Here is a 20,901-nt window from a genome sequence, read left to right on the forward strand (position 1 = left end):
CAGAGCGCCCGGCGCCACCACAAAGGCGGAACCGGGCGCACACGGGGGTACGGCGCTGCTGCGGGGTCAGCGGCTCTGCTGGGCCGGGACACCGCGGGTCGCGGGCTCGTCCTCCACCGGGGTGCCGGCGGCGGCCACGGCGGCGCCGGTCAGCGTCGCCAGCATCTCGCGGACGTTGGTCAGCTGCGCGTTGATCGAGTCGCGGCGGTTGGTGAGCGCCGCCAGCTCGCGCTCCGATTCGCTGCGGATCCGGTCGGCCTTGGCGTTGGCGTCGGCGACGATGTCCTCGGCCTGACGCTGGGCGGTCTCCACCGTCTGGCGGGCCCGGCGCTCGGCGTCCGTGCGGAGCTTCTCGGCCTCCAGGCGGAGCTGCTCGGCGCGGTGCTCGATCTCGGCGAGACGCTTCTCGGCCTTGGCCTGGCGGGAGGCGAGGTCGCGCTCCGACTGCTCGCGGCGCTTGGCGAGGTTGGTCTCGAAGTCGGCCGCGGCCTGGGCGGCCTTGGCGCGGGTCTCCTCGAAGAGGGCGTCGGCCTCCTCGCGCTTCTGCTGGGCGTCCTTCTGGGCGTCGGAGCGGAGCGTGTTCGCCTCGCCCTGGGCCTTCTCGACGATGCGGACGCCCTCGTCCTCGGCCTTCGCCTTGCGCTCGGCGGCGAACGACTCGGCGTCGTTGCGCACCTGCTGGGCGGCGGACTCGGCGAGCTCGCGGTGCTGCTCGGCGGCCCGGCGGGCCTCCTCGCGCAGGTCCTTCGCCTCTTCCTCGGCGAGGCGGAGAATCTTCTCGACACGGGCGCCGAGACCGGCGTACGACGGCTCGGCGTCGTTTACCTGGGCCTGGGCGTTCTGCGTCTCGAGGTGCAGCTCCTCGATGCGCTTTTCCAGAGAGGTGATTCGGGCCAGGGCACTGTCACGGTCCGCGATGAGCTTGGCGATGCGGTCGTCCACCTGACCGCGGTCGTAGCCACGGCGCACGTGCTCGAAGCCGAAGGGGGAGGAAGGGTCACTCATGGGGTTCCTGTCGAATGAGACCGGTGAGGTGATAGAGGGAATCCTAGGGGCCATTGCGGCGTGTCAGCGTGAAGATGCCGGTTTGATCTGGAGAATGACACCCCTTTTGAGTGGCTGACCCCCGGAGTGCTTGCCACTCGAAGGCTTGAATGTCCATGACGAAGCACGGCGCACCGCGGACCGGTCACCGCTCGGACGACTTGCCCCCCGACCGTGTGCCCGCCGCCGCCGGAGCCTTGGCGCCTCCCGCGGATCCGCCGGCCGGTTTCCCGCCCCCGCCCGGAGTCTCGAAACCTTCCAACGCTTCCAGCACGTCCTGGACACGGGAGATCTCCGCATTGATGTCCTCGCGCCTGCGCACCAGGACGTCCAGCTCGCGCTTGCCCGCGTCGACCGTGGCCTCGGCCTCGGCCTTCGCGTCGGCCCGCAGCTTCTCCGCCTCGCGGATCAGCTCGGCCTTCTTGGTCTCGGCCTCCTTCAGCAGCGACTCGGCCCGTTTCACCGCGGCGATACGGACCTTACTCGCCTCCGAATTGGCCTCCGCCATCAGCTCCTTGGCCTTCGCCTCGGCCTCGTCGCGCTGCTCGGTCGCCGCCTTCATCAGGTTGTCGACACGCTCCCCGGCGGTCTTCATCTGCTCGGACGTCTCCCGGCGGGCCCGCTCGTGCAGCTCCTCGATCTCGCTCTCCAGCCGGGCCCGCAGCTCCTCGGCCCGCTCCCGGATCTGCGTCGCGTCGCGCCGGGCGCCGACCAGCAGTTCGTCGGCGTCGGCACGGGCGCGCTCCACCAGGGTGTTGCCCTCGACGGTCGCCTCCGAGGTGATCCGCTGGGCCTCCGTGCGGGCCGCGCCGACCATCGTGTCGGACTGCGTCTCGGCCTCGGTGGCCGTACGCAGCGCCTCTTCCCGCGCCTTGTTGATGAGCTGGTCCGCCTGCTCGGCCGCGTCCGCCCGGCGTTTGGCCGCCGCCTCGCGTGCCTCGTCCAGCAGCCGGTCCGCCTCCTCGCGGGCCGACGAGCGCAGCTCCTCCGCCGCCGACTCCGCCTCGGCGCGCAGCCGTTCGGCCTCCTCGTGGGCGCGGGCCGCGTGCTCCTGCGCGGAGCCGAGCCGCTCCGCCGCCTCCGTGCGCAGCCGCTCGGACTCGGCGGTGGCCTCGGCCAGCATCCGGTCCGCCTTCTCGGTGGACTCGCTGCGGCGGCGGTTGGCCTCCGTGGTGGCCTCGACGACGAGCTGCTCGGAGGCCTGGGCGGCCTCGTTGCGGATGCGTTCGCTCTCGGTGGTCGACTCGCCGATCAGCCGGTCCGACTGGGCCGCCGCCTCGGAACGGATCCGGTTGGCGTCCTGCCGGGCCTCGGCACGGGCGCGCGAGGCGTCCTGCTCCGCCGACGCCAGCGCGTCGGACGCCTCGGTGCGCATCCGCTGGCTGTACTCGGAGGTGTCCGCGCGCAGCCGCTCCGACTCGGTGATCGCCTCGGAGACCGTCCGCTCGGCCAGCGCCTTCGCGGCCTCGGTCTCCTCGCGCGCCTCCTGCCGGAGCCGGCCCGACTCCTCGTTCGCCTCCCGGCGCAGCCGGACCGCGTCCTCCGAGGCCCGCTCCCGCTCGGCGTGCGCGTCGGCGCGGACCCGGTCCGCCTCCTCCTGCGCCTCGGTACGGGTGCGCTCCGCGGCGTGCTCCGCGGCCGAACGCAGGCCGGTGATCTCCTCCTCGGCCTGCTCGTGCAGACCCGAGACGGAGTCCCGTACCTGCTGGGCGGTCTGCTCGGCCGCCGCGACCAGCTCGGTCGCCCGGGCGTCCGCCTCCTCGACCAGCCGGTGCGCCTCGGCCTCCGCCTCCTCGACCCGCTTACGGGCGGAGGCGAGCAGCTCCTCGCTCTGCTCGCGGACCCGCTCACGCTCCTGCTCCGCCTCGGACCGGGCGGCACTGAGGGTCTCCTCGGCCTCACGGCGGCGGCGGGTCGCCTCCTCCTGGGCGGCGGCCAGCGCCTCGGCGGCCTCGGACCCGACCCGCTCGGCGGCGGCCGCGGCCTCCGCGCGCACCCGGCCGGCGCTCTCCTGCGCCTCGGACTTGAGCCGCTCCGCCTCGGCGGCCGCCTCGCTCCGCAGCCGTACGGCGACGTTCTCGCCCTCGGCCCGGGCCTTGGCGGCGTCCGCGGCGGCCTCGTCGCGCAGCCGCTCGGCCTCCGTCTCGGCCTGCTCGGTCAGCGCGCGCTGCCGCTCGGCGGCCTCCGCCCGCAGCCGCTCCGACTCCTCGTTCGTCTCGCGGCGGATCCGCTCGGCCTCGGTACGGGCTTCGCCCAGCGCCTCCTCGGCGGCGGCGAGCTTCGCCTCGGCCTCGGTGTGCAGCCGGGTCAGCTCGTCGGCGGCCTCGGCCTGCCGGGCGGCGACGCCGCGCTCGGTCTCCTCGCGCAGCTCGGCCGCCGCAGCCTCCGCGGCCGCTGTGACGGCCGCCGCCTGCTCCTCGGCCTCGGCCCGCAGCGCGTCGGCCTCGGTCCGGGTGCGCTCCAGCGTCTCCTCGGCCTGCTTGCGCAGGGTCGCGGCCCGCTCGGCGGCCTCGGTGCGGATGCGCTCGCTCTCGCCGTTCGCCTTGGCGCGCAGCTCGTCGGCGTCGGAGCGGGCCTTGGTCAGCAGCTCCTCGGCGGTGCGGGCGCCCTCCTCCAGCTGCTGGACCGCCTCGCGGCGGGCCTCGCCCCGGATCCGCTCGCCCTCGGCGACCGCCTCGGAGCGCAGCTGCTCGGCCTCGCCGCGCAGCCGACGGGCCTCCTCCTGGAGCTCGACCGTCTTGGCCCGGTACTCCTTGGTGTCGTCCTTGGCCGCGCCCTTCAGCTCGTCGGCCTGCTCGGCCGCCTCGCCGCGCAGCCGGTCCGCCTCGGCCTCCGCCTCGCGGCGGATCCGCTCGGCCTCCTCGCGCGCCGCCTTCGTCGTCGACTGCGCGTCCTCGGAAGCCTTGGTGAGCACCTCCTCGGCGCTGCGGGCCGCCTTCGCCAGCTGGGCGGCGGCGTCCTCGGCAGCCGCCGTACCGGCCTTCTCGGTCGCCTCGGCGACCAGCCGCTCCGCCTCGGCACGGGCGTCGGCGAGGGCCTGCTCGGCCTCCTCCTTGAGCGCCTCGGTGCTCTTGGTGGCCTCGCCGACCAGCCGGGCGATCTCCGACTTGGCCGTACGGGTGCGCTGTTCGTTCTGCGACTCGGCGGCGGCCAGCTGCTTGGCGGCGGCCTCCTTCGCCTCGGCGAGGACCTTCTCGGCCTCCAGGCGGGATTCGCGCAGCCGGGTCTCCGCCTCCGCGAGGCGCTGCTCGGCGGTGCGGTTCAGCTCGGCGGTCTGCTGGCGGGCCTGGTCGGTCTCCGCGGTCGTGCTGGAGCGCAGCTGCTCCGCGTGGGTGGTGGCCTCCTGCGCCTGGGCGGAGGCGGCCCCGAGCAGCCGCTCGGCGTCCTTGCGGGCGCGCAGCAGGATCGCTTCGGCTTCGGCCCGGGCGGTCTCTGCCTCCGAGCCGGTCCGCCGACGGGTCTCCTCCGCCAGCCGGGCGGACTCGTCGCGGGCGGCGGCCAGCGCCTGCTCGGCCTCGGCGCGGGACTCCTCCAGCAGCCGGCGGGCCTGCGACTCGGTGCGGGCGCGCAGCTGTTCGGCCCAGGCGACGTTCTCGTTGACATGCGATTCGACGGTCTGACGGCGCTCCGCCAGCTCCTGGTCGAGCCGCTGCCTGCGCTGGACGGCCTCGGTGTGCAACTCGGCCTGAAGGCGCGCCTGGTGCTCGGCGTGCTCCTGGAGGATCCGCTGCGTCTGGGCCCGGGCCTCGCGCAGCTCGCGCTCGGCGTCGCTGCGCATCTGCTCGGCCTGGGCCTGCGCGTTCCGCAGCATCTGCTCGGCCTGGTAGCCGATGTCCGCGCTGTCGTAGGCGGGACGGGTGGCGAGATTGCGCCGGGCCTCGTGCAGCTTGGCACGCAAGACCTCGACCTGGTAACCGAGGTCCTCGGCGTGCTGGACGGCCTTCTCCCGGTCGGTCTTCAGCCGGTCCATCTCGGCTTCGAACCGCGAGAGATGGTCGTCTTCAGCTCGGTGGCTCTCCTGGCGTTCGTAGCCCCGCACTGCGCGGTCCCATCCTTCCCCGAGCTCTCAACTTCTGCGAGCAGGGGAGACCCCAACCCTGGTCGTGACTCTGCACACGGGGGGCTCGCCGACGAGCGGTCCCCCGGGGAATGGTGACAGACAAACGACGAGGACGCGGTACGGCCCCGACCCGGCCCCGGCCCGGAACCGCCCACTCTACCGGGCCGGGTATGCGGCGGTCAGTGGTCCGCCCGGCTCGTGACCAGTTCGGTGAGGACACCGTGGCAGTCCTTGGGGTGCAGGAACGTGATCCGGGACCCCATCGACCCCGTCCTGGGCTCGTCGTACAGCACCCGGACGCCCTTCTCGCGGATGTCCGCGGCGTCCCCGTCCACATCCTCCGTACCGAAGGCGATGTGGTGCACGCCTTCCCCGTTCTTCGCCAGCCACTTGCCCACGGCGGAGTCCTCGCGGGTGGGCTCCAGCAGCTGGAGGTACGAGGCCCCGCCGTCCGAGGTCTCGTTGATCTTGAGCATGGCCTCGCGGACCCCCTGCTCCTCGTTGACCTCGGAGTGGAACACCTCGAACCCGTACGTGGCACGGTAGAACTCGACCGTCTTGTCCAGGTCGAAACAGGCGATCCCGATGTGATCGATTCGCGTCAGCATGGATTCAGCATGGAGTGACCGCGGCGCTCCCGCCATGGTTACGCAACGTGCGCGCCGTCACACCGGCAGCCGGATGACGGGCGGGGGAGTGCTCAGTACATTCAGGTAAACCCTCGTTCACATCCGATCCCAAGGGGCCGTGCCCATGCCAGCAACGACCGGTACCACCACCTCAGTGATCGTCGCGGGCGCCCGGACGCCCATGGGCCGTCTCCTCGGCTCCCTGAAGAGCTTCTCCGCGGCCGATCTCGGCGGCGTCGCGATCAAGGCGGCCCTGGACCGGGCCGGCATCGGCGGCGACCAGGTCCAGTACGTGATCATGGGCCAGGTGCTCACGGCCGGCGCGGGCCAGATCCCCGCCCGGCAGGCCGCGATCAAGGCCGGCATCCCGATGAACGTCCCCGCGCTCACCGTCAACAAGGTGTGTCTGTCCGGGCTCGACGCCATCGCGCTGGCCGACCAGCTCATCCGCGCCGGGGAGTTCGACGTGGTGGTCGCGGGCGGCCAGGAGTCCATGACCAACGCCCCGCACCTGCTCCCCAAGTCCCGCGAGGGCTACAAGTACGGCGCGATCGAGATGCTGGACTCGATGGCGTACGACGGTCTCACCGACGCCTACGAGAACATCCCCATGGGCGAGTCCACCGAGAAGCACAACGGGCGTCTCGGCCTGGACCGCGCCGCCCAGGACGAGATCGGCGCGCTGTCCCACCAGCGGGCCGCCGCCGCGCAGAAGAACGGCCTCTTCGAGGCGGAGATCACCCCGGTCGAGATCCCGCAGCGCAAGGGCGACCCGGTCCTGTTCTCCCAGGACGAGGGCATCCGCGCCGAGACGACCGTGGAGACCCTCGGCAAGCTGCGTCCCGCCTTCGCCAAGGACGGCACGATCACCGCGGGCACCTCGTCGCAGATCTCCGACGGTGCCGCCGCGGTCGTCGTGATGAGCAAGGCCCGGGCCGAGGAGCTGGGCCTCGAATGGATCGCCGAGATCGGCGCCCACGGAAACGTCGCGGGCCCCGACAACTCCCTCCAGTCGCAGCCCTCCAGCGCTATCAAGCACGCGCTGAAGAAGGACGGCCTGACCGTCGACGACCTCGACCTGATCGAGATCAACGAGGCGTTCGCGGCCGTCGCCGTCCAGTCCATGAAGGACCTGGGCGTCACCTCGGACAAGGTCAACGTCAACGGCGGCGCGATCGCGCTCGGCCACCCCATCGGGATGTCCGGCGCCCGGGTCGTCCTGCACCTGGCCCTGGAGCTGAAGCGGCGGGGCGGTGGCACGGGCGCGGCCGCGCTGTGCGGCGGCGGCGGTCAGGGCGACGCGTTGATCATTCGCGTCCCGGGCAAGTAACACCGTAACGACACGAGGCAAGGCGAGAACGGAGCGGTGAACGTGGACGTGGACGTCCCCACGCTGGTCGAGCAGGCGCGAGCAGGCAGGCCGCGTGCGGTGGCCCGGCTGATCTCGCTGGTGGAGGGGGCGTCCCCGCAGCTCCGTGAGGTGATGGCGGCGCTGGCCCCGCTGGCGGGCCATGCGTACGTCATCGGTCTGACGGGCTCGCCGGGCGTCGGCAAGTCCACCTCCACCTCCGCCCTGGTCTCCGCCTACCGCCGGGCGGGCAAGCGGGTCGGCGTGCTCGCCGTCGACCCGTCCTCGCCGTTCTCCGGCGGTGCGCTGCTGGGCGACCGGGTCCGGATGTCGGACCACGCATCGGACCCGGGCGTCTACATCCGCTCCATGGCGACCCGGGGCCACCTCGGCGGCCTTGCCTGGGCCGCTCCGCAGGCCATCCGCGTCCTCGACGCGGCGGGCTGCGACGTGGTCCTCGTCGAGACGGTCGGCGTCGGCCAGTCCGAGGTGGAGATCGCCTCCCAGGCCGACACCTCCGTCGTGCTGCTCGCCCCGGGCATGGGCGACGGCATCCAGGCGGCGAAGGCCGGAATCCTGGAGATCGGCGACGTGTACGTGGTCAACAAGGCCGACCGCGACGGCGCCGACGCCACCGCCCGCGAGCTGAACCACATGCTGGGCCTCGGGGAGTCCCGGGGGCCCGGCGACTGGCGCCCCCCGATCGTGAAGACGGTCGCGGCCCGGGGCCAGGGCACGGACGAGGTCGTCGAGGCCCTGGAGAAGCACCGGGCCTGGATGGAGGAGCACGGCGTCCTGGCCGAACGCCGCACCGCCCGCGCGGCCCACGAGGTCGAGTCGATCGCGGTCACCGCGCTCCGCGAGAGGATCGCGGACCTGCGCGGCGACCGCCGCCTGCACGCCCTGGCGAAGCGGATCGTGGCGGGCAGCCTCGACCCGTACGCGGCGGCGGACGAGCTGGTGGCGGGGCTGACGGAGGGCTCCTGAGCGCCTGAGCGCGCGCTGAAGGCCCCCTGAGCGGATGTGTGCCGCTCAGGGGGCCTTCTCGCGTACGGGGCCGGGTAGGGGGCTGTTTACGAGCTCCCGTCAGTCGTCGTCGCCGTCCCGGTCGTCACGGTCGTCGCCCTGGTCGTCCCGGTCGTCGTTGCGGTCGTCCGCGCGGTCGTCCCGGTCGTCGCCGTCGTCGTCGCGGTCCGCCGTGACCTTGCCGGTCTTGGCGTCCACGCGCAGTTCGTGCTGCTTGCCGTCCTTGCCCGCGACGTCCACGTCCCAGCGCAGGACGTTGCTCCGGCTGCCGTCGTCATCGTCATCGTCGTCGTCCAGGTCGATCGACGTGATGGTGCCCGGCGCGGTCTTCAGGGCGGCCGCGGCCGCCTCGTCCAGGGTGACGGCGGAGGAGCGGGGCGCGTGGTCGTCGCGGTCGTCGTTGTCGTCGTCACGGGTCTTCAGGACCTTGCCGTTGCCGGCGTCCACCGTGACGTCGTGCCACTTCTTGTCGGAGCCCCGGACGTCCAGCTCCCACACCGCACGGCCGTCGTGGTCGTCGTCGTCCCGGTCCAGCTCGGCCCCGGTGACCGTGCCCGGAACGCTCTTCAGCGCGGCGGCGACGGCCTGGTCGAGGGAGATGCCGGCGCTCTTCGCGGCGGCCGGAGCCCGGTCGTCCGACCGGTCGTCGGAGGTGTCGTCCGTACGGTCGTCCCGGTCGTCGGCGAGGCTCACGGTGCCCGCGCTCCTGGTGGACGTGCGGTCGCGGTCGCCGTCGCTGTCCGCGAAGGCGACGGTGGCGGCGGCGGTGCCGCCGATCAGAACGGCCGCGGTGATCGCTGCGATGGTGACGTTGCGCTTCATGAGGTTCCTCCCCGAGAGCTGCTGTGCTGTTCGACGGGATCCACACTGCCGACCCGATGCTGAACGCAGCCTGAAGCCACCTGAAGGCGTCTTCAGGTGGAGTTTGCGAGGCTGTGCGCATGCGCCTGTTGATCGTGGAGGACGAGAAGCGTCTCGCGGTGTCCCTGGCCAGGGGACTGACCGCCGAGGGCTTCGCCGTGGATGTCGTGCACGACGGCCTGGAGGGGCTGCACCGGGCGAGCGAGGGCGGCTACGACCTGGTGATCCTCGACATCATGTTGCCCGGCATGAACGGCTACCGCGTCTGCTCGAACCTGCGCGCCGCCGGACACGAGGTGCCCATCCTCATGCTCACCGCCAAGGACGGCGAGTACGACGAGGCCGAGGGCCTGGACACCGGCGCCGACGACTATCTGACCAAGCCCTTCAGCTACGTCGTCCTCGTCGCCCGTGTCCGCGCCCTGCTGCGCCGGCGCGGGGCCGGAACCGCCGCGCCCGTGCTGACCGTCGGCCCCCTGCACATCGACACCGCCGCCCGCCGGGTGATCCGAGGTGAGGACGAAATCACCCTCACCGCCAAGGAGTTCGCCGTACTGGAGCAACTCGCCCTGCGCGCCGGGCAGGTGGTCAGCAAGGCGGAGATCCTTGAGCACGTCTGGGACTTCGCCTACGACGGCGACCCGAACATCGTCGAGGTCTACATCTCCACCCTGCGCCGCAAGTTGGGCGCCGCCACCATCCGCACCGTACGCGGCGCCGGCTACCGGCTGGAGGCGAAGTGAGGTCCGTCCGGGCCAGGGCCGCCCTCGGAGCCACCCTGGTCGTCGCCGTCGCCCTGATCGGGGCCGGTCTCGCCGTGCTCCTGGTCCTGCGGGACAACCTGATCGGCCAGGCGGACCTCCAGGCCGAGGTGGCCGCCCGCGATGTGGCCGGACAGCTCGCCACGGGCACCGCGTACGACGACGTGGAGCTGGACGACGAGGAGGACCACCCGGTCCAGGTGGTCGACGAGGAGGGCCGCGTCGTCCTCGTCTCCAAGGATCTGCGGGCCGTCACCGGCACCGGCGCGACGGGCGTCACCCCCGTGCCCTCGGACTCGGCGGGGGCCACCCCGTCACCCGGTGACGATGACGACGACGGGGACGACGGCCAGGACGACGACAGCAGCAGCCCGGACTCGGGCGAGGTGTCATCCGACGACCCGGAGTTCTCCGACGGCACCGCCACCGTCGACCGCACCACCGCCGACTACCGCTTCGCCGCCGTCGAGGCGACCACCCGGGACGGGGTCACCCTGACCGTGTACGCGGGCGCCCCGCTCGCCGCCGAGCAGGAGGCGGTCGGCACCGTGCGCGGGGCCATGCTGACCGGGCTGCCGGTGCTGCTGGTCGTCGTCGCCGGGGTGACCTGGCTGGTGACCCGGCGCGCGCTGCGGCCCGTCGAGGGCATCCGCCGTGAGATGGCCGCTATCACCGCGTCCGAGGACCTGGCCCGCCGGGTGCCGGAGCCCGACTCGCGGGACGAGATCGCCGCGCTGGCCCGGACGACGAACGAGACGCTGACCGTCCTGGAGGCGTCCGTGGAGCGGCAGCGGCGGTTCGTCGCGGACGCCTCGCACGAGCTGCGTTCCCCGATCGCCTCGCTCCGCACCCAGCTGGAGGTCGCCGAGGCCCACCCGGAGCTGCTGGACCTCCCGGGCGCGGTCGCCGACACCGTACGGCTCCAGGTGCTGGCGGCGGACCTGCTGCTGCTGGCCCGGCTGGACGCGGGGGAGAAGCCCGGCGGCGGGACGGTGGAGCTGGGCGCGCTGGTCCGCGAGGAGGTCTCGCAGCGGACCGGGGACCGGATCGCGGTGTCGGTGGAGGTCCCGGAGGGCGGGGCGTTCGAGGTGAACGGGTCGCGCGGGCAGCTGTCCCGGGTGATCGGCAATCTGCTGGACAACGCCCAGCGGCATGCCGAGGGGAGCGTCGCGGTGTCGGTCGCGGCCGACGGGCGCGGCGTGCGGGTCGAGGTCCGGGACGACGGGGCGGGCGTCCCCGAGGACGAGCGGGAGCGGATCTTCGAACGTTTCGTCCGGCTCGACGACGCGCGCAGCCGGGACGACGGCGGTGCCGGCCTGGGCCTCGCCATCGCCCGGGACGTCGCGGCCCGCCACGGCGGAACGCTCACGGTGCACCGGGCGGACGGGGGCGGTGCGGCCTTCCGGCTGTGGCTGCCGCGCCCGGCCTGATCAGCGGGGCGCGGCCCTGGTCGCTACAGCTTGCCGCGCTTGCCGCGCAGGTGTTCCGCGATCGGGGTCAGCGCCGCGTGCAGATCGGCCAGCGCCTCGGGGGACAGCAGGTCCATGAAGTGCTGCCGCACCGAGTCGACGTGGTGCGGGGCGACCTTCCTCATCGTCTCCGCGCCGTGCTCGGTGAGGACCGCGAACAGTCCGCGCCGGTCCGATTCGCAGTGCGTACGCCGCACCAGACCGGCGGTCTCCATGCGGGTGATCTGGTGCGAGAGCCGGCTCTTGGACTGCAGGGTGGCGGCGGCGAGGTCGCTCATCCGCATCCGCTGGTCGTCCGACTCGGAGAGGTTGACCAGGATCTCGTAGTCGTTCATGGTCAGGCCGAACGGCTGGAGGTCCTTCTCCAGCTGGTGCATCAGCAGCCTGCTGACGTCCAGGTGGGTGCGCCAGGCGCACTGCTCCGCGTCGCTCAGCCAGCGGGTGGCCGTCTCGGTCTCCATATATGGATTCTACCTAAGAAGTTGAAAGCCGGACGAAATCGGCGAGGTCTGGGGAGTGTGGCAATCGGCGCAGACGTTCGATGTCACACTCCGCAGACTACCGCTCACAAACCGAAGCGACGCTGGAGGTCCCCCAGCTGGCCGGGCATGCGCGGAGTGGAGCCGTGTTGACCCCCACCGCCCGGGCTGCCCGGAACGCCCGGCTCGTTCGGCACGAAGCCCGTCGCCTGCTCCGCCATCAGCGCCTCGGACGACTGGAGCAGCACCGTGCCCGCCCCGACGAACTCGAACTGGTGCTCCTCGCCCGACGTCCCGCCGATGCCCGTCAACGACCGGATCCCGCCCATCACGCCCGTCATGTACCCGTGGTCGTAGTGGTGGCAGGGGGAGGGGCAGTCGGCCCACCCCACCAGCGCCTGCGGATCCACCCGCAGCGGCGGCTCCATGAAGACCACCGGACCGTTGGAAGCGGCCACGAACTTCCCGGTGCCGATCAGCGTCACGAACCCCGGCACGATCGACTGCTTCAGCGCGAGCGACGGCTCGTACGCCAGCAGGTTCCCGGACCGGATCGTCAGGTTCCCGTCGTCCAGGTCGAAGGAGTTCACATCGAAGGCCCGGTCGGCCAGCAGCATCTTCCCGCTGCCCTCGGCCACCACCCAGTCGCTCGCGTGCAGCGGCGAATGGAAGCTGGAACGCACCAGCCGCTCGAACCGGCCGTGCCCGATCCCGTCGAAGTTGATCTGCCCGTAGTAGGCGATCATCTTGCCCTTCTGCAGGAACCACCGGCTCCCCTTGAGCTCCACGCAGAAGGTGTAGGAGTTGACGTTGTCGTCCGACGGCAGCGTCATCGGATCGAAGACCACGGGCGTGCTCACAGCTTCTCCTCCGACGCCTGGACGTACACCGCACCGCTCCCGCTCAGCTCCAGCTGGAACGCCTCGCCGGAGCCCCGCCCCACCATGTCCCGCCAGCCGACCGCCGTGGACAGCTTGTTGCGGACGTCCCCGTGGTGGGCGACATAGGCCTGCGGATCCACATGGACGTCCCGGCCCGGCGTGATCGGCAGCTCGATCACCCCGCCGTGCGCCATCACGGCGACCGCGCCGTGCCCCTTGAGCGTGGTGGTGAACAGGCCCTGGCCGGTCACCTGACCGCGCACCATGCCCATCACCCCGCCCTGCGAACCCATGAACATCGTGCCCTGCTGGAGCGTCCCGTCGAAGGCGAGCAGCCGGTCGGCCTCCACGTACAGGGTGTCGCCCGCCAGGTTGATCACCTGGATGTGGTGGCCGCCGTGGCCGAACATCACCGTGCCCGACCCCTCGACCGTCATCAGCGGCGTCGCCTCGCCCGCCACCCGGCGGCCGATCATCGACGCGAAACCGCCCTGACCGCCCTGGATGTTCGGGGTGAAGGAGACCTCGCCCCGGTACGCCAGCATCGCGCCGCGCTGGCTGAACAGCTTCTGGCCCGGCGCGAGCGTGGCCTCGACCATCTTGGAGTTGATCTCGCGGAACGGCATCAGACATCGCCCCCGACGGTGTTGCGCTCGCTGGGCTGGACGTAGACGAGGCCGTCGCCCTCGAAGCGGATCTGGAACGCCTCGCCGGAGCCCTCGCCCATCAGCGTCCGGAAGTTCACTCCCGACTGGAAGCTCTGCTGGAGCCGGCCCTGATGGGCGATGTACGCGCCGGGGTCGACCATCAGCGGATACTGCGGCGACACCCGCAGCAGCACCGCCGCCCCGTCCGACATGATCGCCGCCTGCCCGGTGCCCTCCACCGTGGTGGTGAACAGGCCGTTGCCGCTCGCCCCGCCGCGCAGCCCGGTGAACGTGGTGCCCGTGCGCAGCCCGGCGTCGGTGGCCAGCAGATTGCTCGCCTCCACGTACAGGGTGTCGCCGTGCAGCGCGACCAGATTGATCTCGCTCGCCCGGTCGGCGAAGTAGCAGGTGCCCTGCCCGGACACCTCCATCACGGTCATCTGCTCGCCGGTCAGCCGGCGGGTCACCATGCCGCGCAGCCCCTCACCGCCGCCGGACATCTTCTTGAAGGTCATCCGGCCGTCGTACGCGACCATCGAGCCGTTCTTCGCCTTGACGGCGTCGCCGGTCAGATCGACGGCGAGCGTCTTGCTGCCTTGGAGTCGGAACATCGCCACGCCCCGAAGGTAGCCCGTCGCCAGGCGCCCGTACCAGGTCCTACGGAACCGTTACGCCCCTGATGCTCCCCTGATGCGCGCGGGGACCGGCCCTGATATGCGGTGATACGCGCGGCCGTGCCCCACGACCGCCCCCCGCTCCGGGGGCGTACCGGCGCGATGTCACAATGTTGGCGGCTTGTGCCCGCGTTCACAAGCCCGCTCGCCCCCTCTCACCGAAGGTGCCCTCGTGGACATCAAGACCGCTTCCGCCCTACATCGGCTGCGCCTCATCTCGCTTCCCGAGGCGCTCTCCTTCCCGGCGCTCCTCATTTTCGGCTCGCTGCTCATGCGCGTCTCGGACATCGACTTCCTGATGCCGCCCCTCGGCATGATCCACGGCATCCTCTTCACGATCTACGTCGTGTTTCTGCTGGACGTCTGGGTCAAGGCCAAATGGCCGCTCAAGCGTGTCGCGCTGTTCTTCCTCCTCGCCGTCATCCCCTTCGGCGGCCTCTACGGCGACAAGCTGCTGAAGAAGTACGAGGCCGACGGCGTCATCGCCGCCCGCGCCCGGCGCGAGGGCACGGTCAGCGCATGATCGTCGCGTTCTCGGTCTCGCCGCTCGGAGTCGGCGAGGACGTCGGGGAGTACGTCGCCGACGCCGTGCGGGTCGTGCGGGAATCCGGGCTCCCCAACCGCACCGACGCGATGTTCACCTCCATCGAGGGGGAGTGGGACGAGGTCATGGACGTCGTCAAGCGTGCCGTGGCCGCCGTCGAGGCCCGCGCCGGTCGCGTCTCCCTGGTACTGAAGGCCGACATCCGGCCCGGCGTCACCGACGGTCTGACCTCGAAGGTCGAGACCGTGGAGCGGTATCTCGGGGGCTCCTGACCCTCTGACGCACCGTCCGCGCGGTTCGTCGCGCGTTCACCCGAAAAGCCCCCGGCGCCACACGGCCGGGGGCTTTTCCGGTCCCGGACCAAAAACCGCTCACTCGGACCTGCCAAGTCGACACGCCGTTAGCCGTCCCCTTCTGTGGGGATATCAACCCGTTCGACAGTGGGAGGCACGGTGCGGTCGGAGGGCTACGACTACGACACCTACAGCCGGCTCGCGGGTCCGCTCACGGAGCCGGAACCGACGGGGTACCGGGTGCGGTACAAGAGCCTGCTCTCGACGGAGAAGCACCGAATAAGAGCCGTGCTGCTGATGACGCTCGCCCCGGTGCTCACCGGGATCCTCCTGCTGTACCTGGTCTGGCCCACGCACTGGACCGAGCGGGAGAACGGGGAGCGCTGGCTGGTCGTCGCCGACACCGTGATGCTGGTGTCGATCGCTCTGATCGAGCTGTTCATGCTGGTCAACGTGGTCTCCATCGCGCACGCCACGCTCGTCGCGCGTGACCCGGTCCCGGTGACGCCCGAGCCCGGCACCCGGGTCGCCTTCCTGACCACGTACGTCCCCGGCAAGGAACCGCTCTCCATGGTCCGCGCCACCCTCAAGGGCGCCGTACAGATCGAGCACGCCGGCCCGCTGGACGTCTGGCTCCTCGACGAGGGCGACGACCCCGGGGCCCGGATGCTCTGCGCCGAGCTCGGCGTCCACCACTTCACCCGGCGCGGGGTCCCCGAGTGGAACCGCGACAAGGGCGTCCACAAGGCGAAGACCAAGCACGGCAACTACAACGCCTGGATCGCCCTGCACGGCGGCGACTACGACTTCTTCGCCTCCGTCGACACCGACCACGTGCCCATGCCCAACTTCCTGGAACGGATGATGGGCTACTTCCGCGACCCGGACGTCGCCTTCGTCGTCGGACCGCAGGTCTACGGGAACTACGACTCGGCCGTCACCAAGGCCGCCGAGTCGCAGCAGTTCCTCTTCCACGCCCTGATCCAGCGCGCGGGCAACCGCTACGGCGCCCCCATGTTCGTCGGCACCAACAACGTCGTGCGCATCGCCGCGCTGCGCCAGGTCGGCGGCCTGTACGACTCGATCACCGAGGACATGGCCACCGGTTTCGAGATCCACCGCCGCCGCAACCCGCGCACCGGGCACTACTGGCGTTCCGTCTACACCCCCGACGTGCTCGCCGTGGGCGAGGGCCCCGCCTCCTGGACGGACTTCTTCACCCAGCAGCTGCGCTGGTCGAGGGGGACGTACGAGACGCTGTTCAAGCAGTACGGCAAGGCGCTCCTCCGGGTGCCCCCCGGGCGCCTCTTCAGCTACACGCTGATGCTCGTCTACTACCCGATGACCGCCGTCAACTGGCTGCTGGGCATTCTCAGCTGTGTGCTGTTCCTCTGGTTCGGCGCCTCCGGCACCCAGGTCGCCGCCTCCATCTGGCTGATGCTCTACAGCGACGCCGCAGCCCTCCAGATCGGGCTCTACCTCTGGAACCGCCGCCACAACGTCTCGCCCCACGAGCCCGAGGGCTCCGGCGGCCTCGCGGGCATGGCCATGTCCGCGCTCTCCGCGCCGATCTACCTGAAGTCGCTGGGCTCGGCCGTGCTGCGCACCGACGGCCGGTTCGTCGTCACGCCCAAGGGCGGCCAGGTCTCCCCGGACCGGCTGCTCACCTTCCGTATCCACCTCTTCTGGGCGGCGGTCCTGCTGTCCTCGCTCGCCGCGTCGGTGTACCTCGACCACACCCATGTCGCGATGCGCACCTGGGCGACGCTGGGCCTCGCGATATCCCTCTCCCCGGTCGCCGTGTGGGCCTGGACCGTCCGGCAGGACAAGCGCGCCGGGGCCGCACGCGCCGTCCCCGTCCCGGCGCCCCCGCCGCCCGAACCGGCGTACGTCACCACGACGACGGCACCCGCCCCGTCGGCGACCACCACGGCGAGTGCCACCACCACCGCAGGAGGGAACTGAGCCATGGCCTACCGGCCCTCGAAGAAGACGAGGAAGACGCTCCTGGGCGGCGGCGCGGTGGTGCTGCTCGCCGGCCTGAACGCTCCCGCGGCGCTGTCCTTCGCCGAGGACAGGTATCACGCGTACAAGATCGACCAGCCGGCGTACAAGGCGGAGTACGGCTCCTGGGAGCGCGTGAACATCCCGAAGGAGTACCGCACCAACGCGATCCACGCGGCGCTCCTGCACACCGGGAAGGTCCTGATCGTCGCGGGCTCCGGCAACGACGAGAAGCACTTCGACGAAGGCACCTTCGACACCGTGCTGTGGGACCCGGCCGAGAACACCTTCCAGAAGATCCCCACCCCGGAGGACTTCTTCTGCGGCGGCCACGCCCAGCTTCCCGACGGCCGCCTCCTGATCGCCGGCGGCACCGCCCGCTACGAGGTGCTCGACGACAAGGTGAAGCGGGCCGGCGGCGGTATGCGGGTCAAGAACGAGAACCCGGACAAGCCGCTGAAGCTCAAGAAGGGCACGGTCTTCCGCTCGCCGTCGGGCGTCGAGTACCGGGCCAGGTTCGACGTCACCGTGCCCAAGGCGAAGCGCGAGTTCGAGGTCGACTACTTCGAGAGCGGCCAGATGAAGCCGTGGAAGACGAAGGTGACCGCAGCCGAGCAGCGGGTCTTCGTCGAGGCGGTGGACGACGGCCCGGACGCGGTGGCGACGGACGCCGCCCAGTACGAGATCGTCGGGCTGAAGGGCAAGGAGGCCGCCAACTCCTACGGCCTCGCCGAGAAGATCACCATGGACAAGCAGGACTTCCAGGGGATCCGGGCCGCCTACGAGTTCGATCCGACGGCGGAGAAGTACATCAGGGTCGACCCCATGAAGGAGGCCCGCTGGTACCCGACCCTCGTCGGTCTGGAGGACGGCCGGGTGCTCTCCGTCTCCGGTCTCGACGACGTCGGCGCGATCCTGCCGGGCGACAACGAGATCTACGACCCCAAGACCAAGAAGTGGGGCAAGGGCCCCTTCCACTACTTCCCGACCTACCCGGCGCTGTTCCTCACCAAGGGCGGCAAGCTCTTCTACCCGGGCGCCAACGCCGGTTACGGCCCGGCGGACAAGGGGCGCGAGCCCGGCATCTGGGACCTGAAGAAGAACACCTTCACCAAGGTCCCCGGCCTCACCGACACCGACCAGCTGGAGACGGCGGCCTCGCTGATGCTGCCGCCCGTGCAGGACCAGAAGGTGATGGTGCTGGGCGGCGGAGGGGTCGGCGAGTCCAAGAAGTCCACGGCCCGCACGGCCGTCATCGACCTGAAGCAGGACAGCCCGGCCTTCGAGGCGGGCCCCGACCTGCCGCAGGGTACGCGCTACCTCAACAGCGTGATCATGCCCGACGACACCGTCTTCACCAGCGGCGGATCCGAGGACTACCGGGGCCGCGGGGCCAGCAACATCCTGAAGGCGCAGTCCTACGACCCGAAGACCAACACCTTCAAGGAGGCCGCCGAGCCGACGGTGGGCCGCAACTACCACTCCGAGGCGCTGCTGCTGCCCGACGGACGGGTGGCGACCTTCGGCTCCGACTCCCTCTACGGCGACAAGGACAACACCAAGCTCGGCAAGTTCGAGCAGCGCATGGAGGTCTACACCCCGCCCGCCCTGCACCGCGCCAAGGACAAGCGCCCGGTGGTCGGGAGCGGTCCCGAGATTGCCGAGCGCGGCACGACGGTCACGTACGAGAGCGCCGACGCGGACCGCATCGCCACCGCCCGGCTGATGCGCCCGAGCGCCGTCACCCACACCACCGACGTGGAACAGCGCTCCATCGAGCTGGGGCTGAAGAAGGCCGGCGGCAAGCTGAGCGTGACCGTGCCGGACGACCCCACGCTCGTGCCGCCCGGCTGGTACATGCTCTTCGTCACCGACACCGACGGCGTCCCCTCCGAAGCGAAATGGGTCAAGGTCGCCTGAGTGCGCGCGGCGGCCTCAGGAGGCGGCGCGCCGGGCGAGGCCGAGGGCGTACTCCGGCCACCAGTCGCCGGCCGGCGGGCCGCCCCGGCAGGTGCCGTCGGAGTCGCCGGGCCGCTTGATCCACAGGTAGGCGTCGAGCCGGTCGTCGCCGGTGTCGGTGGTCGGGGGCGTACCGAGCCCCCGGCCCGGCGGGTTGCACCAGGCCTCCTCGCGGCCCCCGGAGAGGGGGCCGTTGCCGTTGCGGCTGGTGTCGATCACGAAGTGCGAGCCGCCCACCGCGTCGGAGAGCTGTCCCGCGTACGTCTTCACGCTGTCGTTCGACTGGAAGTTGGAGACGTTCAGCGAGAAGCCGTCGGCCCGCTCGACGCCCGCCTGCCGCAGCGGCTGCGCCATCTTGGCCGGCTCGTCGATCCAGTCCGGATTGCCCGCGTCCAGATATACCTTGGTGTTCGGGAGGGCCTTGAGGGTGTCCACCGCCTCGGAGAGGAGCTGGTAGCGCTCGGCGTGGTGCTCGGGCGGGGTGCAGCCGTCCGTGATGTGGGGGAGCGCGTCCGGCTCCAGGATCACGGTCGCGGGGGCGTCCCCGACCGCGCCGGCGAACTCCCCGATCCAGGAACGGTAGGCGTCCGCGTCCTTCGCGCCGCCCGCGGAGTACAGCCCGCAGTCGCGGTGCGGGATGTTGTACGCCACGAGCACGACGGTCTTCTTCGTCCGGGCGGCGGACCGCACGGCGGACCGGATCCCCGGGGCCGGGTCGTCCCACGCGGGCCAGTCGGCCACCGGCCGCTCGGAGATCCGCCGGAGGATCTTCGCCTCCGCGTCGCGTCCCCCCTTCTCCCAGGCGCGTACCTGGCGGGCCGCGTCGCTGTCCGGGTCGACCCAGAACGGGGAGGCCGCGCTCGGGGCGGGTTCCCCCCGGACGAGTCCGTCCCCCTCCTCGGCGGCCCCGGTGACGCGCGGCTGTGGCGTCGAGCACCCCCCGGTGAGGGCGGTCGCCAGGGCGAGGGCGGCCAGGACACGGACGGTACGGGGGAGAGCGCGCGGGACGATGCTGCGGCCGGACATCCAGACCCCTCGGGCGGCGGTGGCTCACGGACACGGGGAAACAGGGGCAATCGTGACATAGTGGTTACAGGGAGTGGTGGCGCGACACCGTCCGTGACGCGTCTGTACGTACGCCCGCTGGATTCCTGACGGGTCCCTACGCACGCGGGTGCGCCTTCACTCCGAGGCGGCCAGCGTTCCCACGCACGCGGGTGCGCCGTCACTCCGAGGCGGCCAGCGCGATCCCCAGCGGTGTTCGCTCGTACAGCACCTGGTGTCCGTAACGCCGCGAGGTCAGCAGCCCCGCCCCGCGCAGCACGGAGAGATGGGCCGAGACGGACGAGGCGGCCAGGCCCAGCCGGTGCGCCAGCGCGCTCGTCCCGGCCGGTTCGTCCAGCGCGCAGAGCACGTCGGCCCGGGCCCGGCCGAGCAGCCGGGCGAGGGTCTCGGGCGTCCGCTCCCCGGCCTCGCTCCACAGCCCGCCGATCCCGCGCGCCGGGTAGATCAGCCCGGGCTGCCAGGGTTCCAGGTGGCCGCCCACCACCTCGGGCCAGACGAAGACGCTCGGCATCAGCACCAGCCCCTGGCCGCCCAGCGCCTGGTGGTGGTCGCCCCGCGTCCCCTTCACGGTGAGCGTCGAACCGTTCCAGCTCAACTGGCTGCTCACCTCGCCCAGCAGCCCTTCCAGACCGCTGTCCGCCAGTCGGCGGGAGTGGTAGGCGATGTCCGCCTCCAGGAGGGCCCGCAGCCGGGGCCAGTACGGCTCGATCAGGGTCTGCCAGACCTGCTCCAGCAGATCGGCGAGCTCACGCACGGCCCGTGCCGGATCGGCCAGCAGCCGCCGGCCCGTCGCGGAGTCCCGGGCACCGGGCCGTTCCGCCAGCGCCAGCGCCATGTCCGCCCACGCCACCTCCGGGTCGACCGCCCGGACGCCCGCGATCTCCTCGTCGAAGGTGGCGAACGGACCGATCGGCGGCGGGCAGATGAAGTCCGGGTTGTGGCCGCCGTCCGGCATCAGCAGCCACAGCGGTTCGAGGTCGAGGGCGGCGGCCGCCGTGCGGATCCGCCGGAGCCAGGGCAGGTGGTAGCCGTGCCGGTGGCGACGGGCCAGGGTGCGCACGGCCTCCTGGGTCTCGAACAGCGGCGAGAGGGCGAACCGGCAGCGCAGCAGATCGCTCTCGGTGAAGTGCAACTGGAACGGCACGCCTCTCCCTCCG

18 protein-coding genes are annotated in these 20,901 nt (G+C 71.7%); 8 read left to right on the forward strand and 10 right to left on the reverse strand.

The genetic code is table 11. The features are described 5' to 3' along the window. Positions 1-66 precede the first annotated feature (66 nt). The 3 genes from WQO_RS24795 to mce all read right to left on the reverse strand — a co-directional run bounded on the left by WQO_RS24795 (position 67) and on the right by mce (position 5,712). Positions 67-1,005 carry a coiled-coil domain-containing protein gene (locus tag WQO_RS24795; protein ID WP_010060145.1) on the reverse strand — a complete coding sequence of 313 codons (939 nt, stop codon included), beginning with the start codon at positions 1,003-1,005 and terminating at the stop codon, positions 67-69. A gap of 184 nt (positions 1,006-1,189) precedes the next feature. Continuing rightward, positions 1,190-5,083, reverse strand: a complete 3,894-nt coding sequence (gene scy, locus WQO_RS24800) for a polarized growth protein Scy (RefSeq protein ID WP_010060144.1) — start codon at positions 5,081-5,083, stop codon at positions 1,190-1,192. Between the two features lie 200 nt (positions 5,084-5,283). Next, positions 5,284-5,712 carry a methylmalonyl-CoA epimerase gene (mce, locus tag WQO_RS24805; RefSeq protein ID WP_010060143.1) on the reverse strand — a complete coding sequence of 143 codons (429 nt, stop codon included), beginning with the start codon at positions 5,710-5,712 and terminating at the stop codon, positions 5,284-5,286. 175 nt (positions 5,713-5,887) lie between these two features. Between mce and WQO_RS24810 the strand changes: the two genes are divergently transcribed. Next, complete coding sequence (locus WQO_RS24810) at positions 5,888-7,063, forward strand: acetyl-CoA C-acetyltransferase (RefSeq protein ID WP_010060142.1); 1,176 nt, start codon at positions 5,888-5,890, stop codon at positions 7,061-7,063. A 36-nt stretch (positions 7,064-7,099) separates the two neighbouring features. Further along, positions 7,100-8,068: a methylmalonyl Co-A mutase-associated GTPase MeaB gene (gene meaB, locus WQO_RS24815; protein WP_010060141.1), complete on the forward strand. Its 969-nt coding sequence runs from the start codon at positions 7,100-7,102 to the stop codon at positions 8,066-8,068. A gap of 99 nt (positions 8,069-8,167) precedes the next feature. Here meaB and WQO_RS24820 read toward each other — a convergent pair whose 3' ends face one another. Next, on the reverse strand, positions 8,168-8,929 hold the full coding sequence (locus WQO_RS24820; RefSeq protein WP_010060139.1) for a PepSY domain-containing protein: 762 nt from the start codon (positions 8,927-8,929) through the stop codon (positions 8,168-8,170). A gap of 119 nt (positions 8,930-9,048) precedes the next feature. On the opposite strand from WQO_RS24820, the gene WQO_RS24825 reads away from it, so the two are divergent. Both WQO_RS24825 and WQO_RS24830 read left to right on the forward strand, forming a co-directional pair. Further along, entirely contained in the window at positions 9,049-9,711 is a 663-nt protein-coding gene (locus WQO_RS24825; protein ID WP_010060137.1) for a response regulator transcription factor, read from the forward strand. After that, positions 9,708-11,159 carry a sensor histidine kinase gene (locus tag WQO_RS24830; protein WP_010060135.1) on the forward strand — a complete coding sequence of 484 codons (1,452 nt, stop codon included), beginning with the start codon at positions 9,708-9,710 and terminating at the stop codon, positions 11,157-11,159. The genes WQO_RS24825 and WQO_RS24830 overlap by 4 nt, the downstream gene beginning before the upstream one ends. 23 nt (positions 11,160-11,182) lie before the next feature. Here the strand turns inward: WQO_RS24830 and WQO_RS24835 are convergent, their stop codons facing one another. From WQO_RS24835 to WQO_RS24850, 4 genes are all read right to left on the reverse strand, one after another. Next, positions 11,183-11,659 (reverse strand): MarR family winged helix-turn-helix transcriptional regulator, encoded by a 477-nt coding sequence (locus tag WQO_RS24835; RefSeq protein WP_010060134.1) that lies wholly within the window; start codon positions 11,657-11,659, stop codon positions 11,183-11,185. Positions 11,660-11,763: 104 nt separating this feature from the next. Further along, positions 11,764-12,537, reverse strand: coding sequence for an AIM24 family protein (locus WQO_RS24840; RefSeq protein ID WP_010060132.1), 774 nt, complete (start codon positions 12,535-12,537; stop codon positions 11,764-11,766). Then, a complete protein-coding gene (locus WQO_RS24845) occupies positions 12,534-13,184 on the reverse strand; it encodes an AIM24 family protein (protein WP_010060130.1) in 651 nt (216 codons plus the stop codon). Before WQO_RS24845 ends, WQO_RS24840 begins: the two co-directional genes overlap by 4 nt. Continuing rightward, positions 13,184-13,816, reverse strand: coding sequence for an AIM24 family protein (locus WQO_RS24850; protein ID WP_010060129.1), 633 nt, complete (start codon positions 13,814-13,816; stop codon positions 13,184-13,186). Before WQO_RS24850 ends, WQO_RS24845 begins: the two co-directional genes overlap by 1 nt. Positions 13,817-14,051: 235 nt before the next feature. Here WQO_RS24850 and WQO_RS24855 point away from each other — a divergent pair, with 235 nt between their 5' ends. The 4 genes from WQO_RS24855 to glxA all read left to right on the forward strand — a co-directional run bounded on the left by WQO_RS24855 (position 14,052) and on the right by glxA (position 18,640). Next, positions 14,052-14,402 carry a DUF3817 domain-containing protein gene (locus WQO_RS24855; protein WP_010060127.1) on the forward strand — a complete coding sequence of 117 codons (351 nt, stop codon included), beginning with the start codon at positions 14,052-14,054 and terminating at the stop codon, positions 14,400-14,402. Then, the gene (locus tag WQO_RS24860) at positions 14,399-14,695 is read left to right on the forward strand and encodes an MTH1187 family thiamine-binding protein (RefSeq protein ID WP_010060125.1); all 297 of its coding nucleotides are present in this window, start codon (positions 14,399-14,401) and stop codon (positions 14,693-14,695) included. The genes WQO_RS24855 and WQO_RS24860 overlap by 4 nt, the downstream gene beginning before the upstream one ends. A gap of 180 nt (positions 14,696-14,875) precedes the next feature. Next, complete coding sequence (locus tag WQO_RS24865) at positions 14,876-16,681, forward strand: glycosyltransferase family 2 protein (RefSeq protein ID WP_010060124.1); 1,806 nt, start codon at positions 14,876-14,878, stop codon at positions 16,679-16,681. A gap of 3 nt (positions 16,682-16,684) precedes the next feature. Then, positions 16,685-18,640, forward strand: coding sequence for a radical copper oxidase GlxA (gene glxA / locus WQO_RS24870; protein ID WP_010060123.1), 1,956 nt, complete (start codon positions 16,685-16,687; stop codon positions 18,638-18,640). Between the two features lie 15 nt (positions 18,641-18,655). On the opposite strand, the gene WQO_RS24875 is transcribed toward glxA, so the two are convergent. Together WQO_RS24875 and WQO_RS24880 are read right to left on the reverse strand one after the other, a co-directional pair. Beyond that, positions 18,656-19,705 carry a glycoside hydrolase family 6 protein gene (locus tag WQO_RS24875; RefSeq protein WP_058954090.1) on the reverse strand — a complete coding sequence of 350 codons (1,050 nt, stop codon included), beginning with the start codon at positions 19,703-19,705 and terminating at the stop codon, positions 18,656-18,658. Positions 19,706-19,904: 199 nt separating this feature from the next. Continuing rightward, on the reverse strand, positions 19,905-20,888 hold the full coding sequence (locus tag WQO_RS24880) for an ArsR/SmtB family transcription factor (protein WP_010060120.1): 984 nt from the start codon (positions 20,886-20,888) through the stop codon (positions 19,905-19,907). Between the last annotated feature and the right edge of the window lie 13 nt (positions 20,889-20,901).

Source organism: Streptomyces globisporus C-1027, from assembly GCF_000261345.2.
Classification (GTDB): Bacteria; Actinomycetota; Actinomycetes; order Streptomycetales; family Streptomycetaceae; genus Streptomyces; species Streptomyces pakalii.